This is a genomic window from Amycolatopsis vancoresmycina (assembly GCF_000716785.1).
GTDB lineage: Bacteria > Actinomycetota > Actinomycetes > Mycobacteriales > Pseudonocardiaceae > Amycolatopsis > Amycolatopsis vancoresmycina.
In genome coordinates this window covers 21,687-28,436 of sequence record NZ_JNYY01000039.1, presented here as the reverse complement: position 1 = coordinate 28,436, position 6,750 = coordinate 21,687, and the positions used below count along the sequence as shown (strand labels likewise).

Here is a 6,750-nt window from a genome sequence, read left to right as displayed (position 1 = left end):
GCGCTGGGCATGACCGTCCGCTTCGACCCAATCCCCACCTGACACAAGACCAGACCAACCCCATCTCCACCAGCGAGTCTCGTTCATCTTCGTGTCAGTACTGCTTGCCGACGGCGTCGAGCAGCCGTTCCAGGGTCTCGAACGACGGTGGCTCGACGGCGTCCACCAGGTCGGCGGGCACGTGGGCCGGGGCGGCGACCTCGGCGAACAGCTTCGGGTCGGTGGTGCGGAAGCCGAAGGTCGCGGCGAGCCTGCCCAGCTCGGGATCCGTGGTGAGGAGCTGCCCGACCTTGTCGCCGTCGCCGGTCAGCGGCACCAGCGTGTGCTTGGAGTAGACCGTCGGCGCGGTGTAGAGCATCCGCATGTCCGGCCGGATCGAGCCGTCGCCGCGGACCACCCGGTCGACGAATTGCGACTCGTAGATCAGCGCCAGCGGCGTCTTGCCCATGCCCGCGGACAGGTAGTCCTCGAACGGCCCTTCGGTGCTGTTCTGCGTGTACCCCTGGTCGAGGAACAGCTTCGCCACCGACGGCAGCACCTTCGCCTCCTGGTCGGGCGCGCTGACGACGGCGTTCCCGTTGGCGACGAAGGAAACGATCGACAGGTACATCGCCGCGGAGTTCGACTCGCGCGGGTCGGTCGTGGTGACCAGGACGTTCTTGCGCGCGGGGTAGGCGGTGTTGCCGGGCAGCTGGTCCCAGCGCGTCCCGGCCTTCGCCAGGTCGAGGTACTTCGCGATGTCGAGGACGTCGTAGTCGCCGGCGCCCTTGTGCACGACCCCATTGGCGCGAAGCAGCGCGACGACCGGCTCGAAGGAGGCGACGGCCATCGGCGACTGGAACGGCGTGTACACCGTCGTCACCTTGCGGTCGCGCTGGATCTTCTGCGCCGCGGGCGACGACGACGGGAACGCGAAGGCGTACTTCCCGAGGTCGACGGTCGTCGCGATCTGCCGCGACCCGGCCGTGTCGACCTCGACCTTCAGGCCGTGGCGGGCAAAGGCGTCGACGACGCGCTGGTCGGTGAAGAAGGCCTGCTTCTCCGAACCGATCACCCCGCGCACGGTCGCGACGTCCGACGCGGTGCCGTCGCCGCGGCCCCAGATGATCACTCCGACGACGGCCAGCACCAGCACCACGGCCAGCCCGATCGACACCCGGCGTTTCACGAGCACTCCCCTCGACGCGCCTTCGCCCATTGGACGCGGGAGCGAGCCGGTTCGAAGTGAACGGCGGGTGAAGGAACGGTCTCAGGTCACCGGGAACCAGGTCCCGGACGCCCATTCCGTGTCGCCCCAGGCTTTTCGCTCGTCGGGGCGTGGATCGAGGACCAGATCGGTGTCTTCCCGGAAAACCAGCACCGGCCGCAGCTCGGGGCCGTACGGCGGCCACTCGGGGCCGTCGGCGTCCGCGACGCCGTCCCGGACGAACCGCACCCAGGCGCGGTGGATCAGCAACGCCGCGCTCTCGCGCTTCGGGTTGACGGCGGAACCGTGCGAGGCCAGCGGCAGCGGGGTCTTCCACGCCATCGTCGTCTCGGTGCCGTGGCCGCCGTCGAGCTGCTCGGGCACGCCGGGCGCGGCGATGTCGATCCGGTAGCGGTACACCGGGGCGTGCGCGGACTGCGCGTCGGCGAGCCGCTGCGTCGGGATGCCGTAGCGTTCGTCGCCCATTGCGGCGATCTTCGCGGCCTTCAGGTCGGGGACGCGGCGAAGGTACGTCTCGAGAAGCTGCGTAGCGCCTTCGTCGCCGAGGATGCTCGCGAGCACGCCGGACGCCGGAGCCGTCGCGATGTCGTCGCCGAGCATCAGTGCGTACGTGCTGCCTTCGTTGCTGTTGCAGCCGATCAGCAGCGGGATCCCGGCCGCGCTCCCCCGCCGGATCGGCTCGATCGGCACCTCGGGCAGCACCCGCGGGTGCAGCGTCGGGCGCCAGAGCCACAGGGCCTGGAAGCCGGTCAGGATGCGTTCCTGCGCCTCGACGAACTCCTTGGCGGGCAACGCCCGGAGCGCGGCCATGTCGTGGCAGCCGACTTCGTCCAGCAGCCGCCGCGCCAGCGCCGTCCCGGCTTCCGGCGTCGCCACGTGGTCCGCGCCGCCGGAGCTGCTGATCGCCTGCGCGAACAACCCCTGGCCCAGTGGGCTGCCGAGCAGGTTCCCGACGCTCTTCGCGCCCGCCGAGACGCCGTAGACGGTGATCCGCGAGGGGTCGCCGCCGAACGCGGAGATGTTGCGGCGCACCCACTTCAAGGCCTCGACCTGGTCGAGGAAGCCGCACACACCGGCGTCCGGTTCCGCGGCGCCGAAGATCCCGGCGAGGTGCAGGAAGCCGAGCGAGCCGAGCCGGTAGTTGATGGTGACCACGACGATCCCGGCGCGGGCGAACTCCGCGCCGTCGCCCAGCTGCTCGCCGTGGCCGACGCGGTACCCGCCGCCGTGCAGCCAGAAGAGCACCGGCCACCCGCCGTCCGGCGCGGGGCCGTCGGGCGTGCAGACGTTGAGGTACAGGCAGTCTTCGTCGCACACCGCGGACGGGTTCATCGGGTCCGGCGACTGCATCGCGTGCGGCCCGTACTCGGTCGCCACGTGCACACCGCCCGACAGGGCCGGCGGCTGTGGTGCCTTCCACCGCAGCTCCCCGATGGGCGGGCGGGCGTACGGGATCCCGCGCCAGACGCGGACCCCGTCACCCGCCAGCCCGACCAGCGCCCCGAGTTCGGTCGTGACCGTCGGGACGGAAGCCATCAGAGCGAGGCCTGCTCGACCGTCGGCAGGCAGACCTCGAACCGGGTGTTCCCCGGCTCGGATTCGACACGCAGGTCGCCCTGGTGCCGTTCGACGACGATCTTCCAGGAGATGTCCAGGCCCAGCCCGGTGCCCTCGCCGACCGGCTTGGTCGTGAAGAACGGCTCGAAGATCCGCGGTTTGATGTCCGCCGGGATGCCCGGGCCCGTGTCGCCGATTTCGACGCGGACCTGGTCGTTCTCGCCCCACGTGCGCAGGGTCAGCGTGCCCTCGCCCTGCATCGCGCCGAGGGCGTTGTCGATGATGTTCGTCCAGACCTGGTTCAGCTCGGCCGGGTACGCCGGGATCTTCGGCAGGCTGCGGTCGTACTCCTTCACGACGCGGATGCCGCCGCCGATCTTGCCGGACAGCATCACCAGCGTGGAGTCGAGGCCGTCGTGGACGTCGACCCACTGGTGCGGCGCCCGGTCCATCTGCGAGTACTGCTTGGCCTTGCCGACCAGCGCGGAGATGCGCGTGGTGGAGTCCTCGATCTCGCCCATCAGCATCTCGGTCTCGAGGGCGTAGGCGAGCCAGCGGACGGCGCCGTCGATGAAGGTGTCGCCGACCTGCTCCAGCACGTGGTCCAGGTCGGCCGTGGTCAGGCCGGCGCGGACGTAGATGTCGGCGAGGTCCCAGCCGCCGTCGATCTCGCGCTCGTCGAACCAGTCGCCGATCTCGTCCTCGCGGTCGGCCTGCTGCATCGCGGTCAGCTTCTCGGCCTGCGCGACCTGCTTGACCAGGCGTTCCTGGACGTCGATGAGCTGGTAGAGCAGCTCCGGGTCGATGTCCTTCTTGGCCAGGAAGGCGAGCTTGTGCCGCATCCCGGCGACGCGTTCGCGCAGGGCGGCCGTCGCCCGGACCGCCGCCGCGGCCGGGTTGTTCAGCTCGTGCGTCAGCCCCGCCGACAGCTCGCCCAGCGCCAGCAGACGGCGGCGGGAGCCGATCACCGTGTCGCTGTTGCGCCAGCCGAGGTACATGCCCTCGAGCAGGTGCGTCGCCATCGGGAACCACTTGCGGAACTCGAAGGAGAACTCCTTCGACGGCAGCGTCAGGAACGTGACGTCGGACAGCGCGCGCACCGTGGCGTTGTAGGTGTGCTCGGTCTCCTGGTGCACGAAGAACTGCGTTGCGCCGAAGTAGGCGCCGCGCTGGTCGGACCGGTTGGTCTCCACCTCGGTGCCGCTGACCAGCCGCGTCATCCGGATCGCGCCGTTCAGCAGGACGTAGAAGCAGGTCGCCTCGCCGCCCTCGCTGATCACGGTGGAGTCGGCCGGGTACTCCTCGAGCACGGCGTTGTCGGAGACCCAGTCGAGCTGGTCCTCGGAAAGGTGTTCGAACAGGAAGAGGCCGCGAAGCTCTTCCCGCGGCAGTGCGCTCATTGTTCCTCCAGGTACCGGTGTACCAGCGTCACGGCCATCGCGCCCTCGCCGACCGCGGACGCCACCCGCTTGACCGACTGCGCCCGCACGTCACCGGCCACGAACACGCCGGGGACGGACGACTCGAGGTAGTGCGGATCACGGTCGAGGGTCCAGCCCGCCGGCCGCTGCCCGCCCGCGACCAGGTCGGGGCCGGTGCAGACGAAGCCGTGCTCGTCGCGGTGGATCGTGTCGCCGAGCCAGTCGGTGCGCGGGACCGCGCCGATGAAGATGAACAGGTGGCCGCTGTCGACGGTCTCGGTGACGCCGTTCTCGCAGAGCGTGATCCGCTCGAGGTGCCCGTCGCCGTGCACCTGCTTGACCGTGGTGTGCGTGCGGACGTGGATGTTCTCGATGCCGGCGATCTGCTCGATGAGGTAGTGCGACATCGACGCTTCCAGGGAGTCGCCGCGCACCAGGATCGTGACGTCGCTGGCGTGCCGGGAGAAGAACACCGCGGCCTGGCCGGCGGAGTTCGCGCCGCCGACGATGTAGACGTGCTCGCCCTTGCACTCGGGCGCCTCGGTCGCGGCCGAACCGTAGTAGACGCCACGGCCGGTGAGCTCCTCGATGCCCTCGGCGTCCAGCGCGCGGTAGGTGACGCCGCTGGCGAGGATCACCGAGTGGGCGGCGATCTCGCTGCCGTCGCCGAAGGTGACCACCCGGGAGGAGCCGCGGGCTTCGAGGCCGACGACGTCGCGCGCGGTCAGCACCTCGGCGCCGAACTTCTGCGCCTGGCGCCGCGCGCGGTCGGTCAGCTGCGCGCCCGAGACGCCGTCCGGGAAGCCGAGGTAGTTCTCGATGCGCGAACTCGTGCCGGCCTGGCCGCCGGTGGCCTTCTTCTCGACGAGCACGGTCCGCAGGCCCTCGGATGCGCCGTACACCGCGGCGCCGAGGCCGGCCGGGCCGCCGCCGATGACGACGAGGTCGTAGAACTCCTGTGCCGGGCGCGTCGACAGGCCGACGGCGTCGGCGATCTCGCTGCCGGAAGGGTTCTTGAGGACCGTGCCGTCCGGGGTGACGACGACCGGGATGTCCTTCTCGGTGGCTTCGGCGGCCTGCAGGATCCGGCAGGCTTCGTCGTCGTCGACCGAGTACCAGCGGTACGGGACGGCGTTGCGGGCGAGGAAGTCGCGCAGGTGGAACGACGGCGAGTTGTAGCGGTGGCCGATGAGCTTGACCTCCTCGACCGGCCGGTCGCCGACCGCTTTCCAGGTCTCGACCAGCGCGTCGATCACCGGGTAGAGCTTCTCCTCCGGCGGGTCCCACGGCTTGAGCAGGTAGTGGTCGACGTCGACGACGTTGATCGCCTGGATCGCGGCGTCGGTGTCGGCGTAGGCGGTCAGCAGGGCACGGCGGGCGTGCGGGAACAGGTCCATCGCCTTCTCGAGGAAGGCGATCCCGTCCATCTGCGGCATCCGGTAGTCGGCGAGGATGGCCGCGACGGCGTCGCCGCGCAGCTTGATCTCGCGCAGCGCGTCGAGGGCGTCCGGGCCGGAGTCGGCGCGGATGACGCGGTAGTCCTTCCCGTAGCGCCGGCGCAGGTCACGGGCGACCGAGCGGGACACGGCGGGATCGTCGTCGACGGTCATCAGGATCGGCTGGCTCACGAGATGCAGCCTACGGCGCTTCTCAGGCGGTTGGGGAGGAACGCCGTTTCGGCACCTGGACCCGCTCCAGGTCCTCGGCCACCACGATCTCGCCGTCGAACTCGGCCCGCGCTTCCGCTTCGAACCGCTTCGGATCGGGGTAGCGCTGCGAGAAGTGGGTCAGCACGAGCTGCCGGACACCCGACTCGGCGGCGACGCGGGCAGCCTGCTGCGCGGTCAGGTGGCCGAAGTCGCGCGCGAGGCCGGTGTCCTCGGCCAGGAACGTCGCCTCGATCACGAGCGTGTCGGCGTTTTCGCTGAGGGCGTACACCGCGTCGCACAGGCGGGTGTCCATCACGAACGCGAACCGCTGGCCGGGCCGCGGCGTGCTGACGTCCTCGAGGCTGGTACCGCGGAGGTGGCCGTCGCGCTGGAGCCGGCCGACGTCCGGGCCCGCGATGCCGTGCTCGCGCAGCTTTTCGGGGAGCATCGTGCGGCCGTCGGGCTCGGTCAGCCGGTAGCCGAACGCCTCGACGGGGTGGCTCAGCCGCCGGGCCTCGAGGGTGAGCTTGCCGGTGGCGATCGGACCGTCCTCGGCGATCGGGTGCTCCCGCAGGTCGGCCTGCTCGTAGAAGGCCGTCGCGTGCCGCATCCGCTCGAAGTAGCGCGCGCCGGAAGCCGGGAAGTGGGCGTGCACCGGATGGGTGACCTTGTCCAGGGACAGCCGCTGGATCACGCCGGGCAGGCCGAGGCTGTGGTCGCCGTGGAAGTGCGTGATGCAGATCCGCGTGATGTCCGTGGCCGCGACGCCGGCGCGCAGCATCTGGCGCTGGGTGCCCTCGCCGGGGTCGAAGAGGATGCCCTCGCCGTCCCAGCGGAGGAGGTAGCCGTTCTGGTTGCGGTGGCGCGTGGGCACCTGGGAAGCGGTGCCCAGCACCACCAGTTCGCGGGTCGACAC

At 70.6% G+C, this 6,750-nt stretch carries 5 protein-coding genes; all 5 read right to left on the bottom strand.

From position 1 onward, the window contains the following. Positions 1 to 94: 94 nt before the first annotated feature. Positions 95 to 1,168 carry a hypothetical protein gene (locus OO60_RS43755; protein ID WP_033263609.1) on the bottom strand — a complete coding sequence of 358 codons (1,074 nt, stop codon included), beginning with the start codon at positions 1,166 to 1,168 and terminating at the stop codon, positions 95 to 97. Positions 1,169 to 1,249: 81 nt separating this feature from the next. After that, a complete protein-coding gene (locus tag OO60_RS43750; RefSeq protein WP_003054685.1) occupies positions 1,250 to 2,743 on the bottom strand; it encodes a carboxylesterase/lipase family protein in 1,494 nt (497 codons plus the stop codon). Further along, positions 2,743 to 4,164, bottom strand: coding sequence for an ATP-binding protein (locus OO60_RS43745; protein ID WP_003054687.1), 1,422 nt, complete (start codon positions 4,162 to 4,164; stop codon positions 2,743 to 2,745). The genes OO60_RS43750 and OO60_RS43745 overlap by 1 nt, the downstream gene beginning before the upstream one ends. Next, positions 4,161 to 5,813 carry a response regulator gene (locus tag OO60_RS43740; RefSeq protein WP_003054689.1) on the bottom strand — a complete coding sequence of 551 codons (1,653 nt, stop codon included), beginning with the start codon at positions 5,811 to 5,813 and terminating at the stop codon, positions 4,161 to 4,163. The genes OO60_RS43745 and OO60_RS43740 overlap by 4 nt, the downstream gene beginning before the upstream one ends. Positions 5,814 to 5,835: 22 nt before the next feature. Beyond that, positions 5,836 to 6,750 (bottom strand): ribonuclease Z, encoded by a 915-nt coding sequence (locus tag OO60_RS43735; RefSeq protein ID WP_003054690.1) that lies wholly within the window; start codon positions 6,748 to 6,750, stop codon positions 5,836 to 5,838.

What these genes read in the sequence shown, in the direction of transcription:
- OO60_RS43750 (WP_003054685.1), bottom strand. Translation starts at nt 2,743, where the DNA reads ATGGCTTCCGTCCCGACGGTCACGACCGAACTCGGGGCGCTGGTCGGG.
- OO60_RS43745 (WP_003054687.1), bottom strand. Translation starts at nt 4,164, where the DNA reads ATGAGCGCACTGCCGCGGGAAGAGCTTCGCGGCCTCTTCCTGTTCGAA.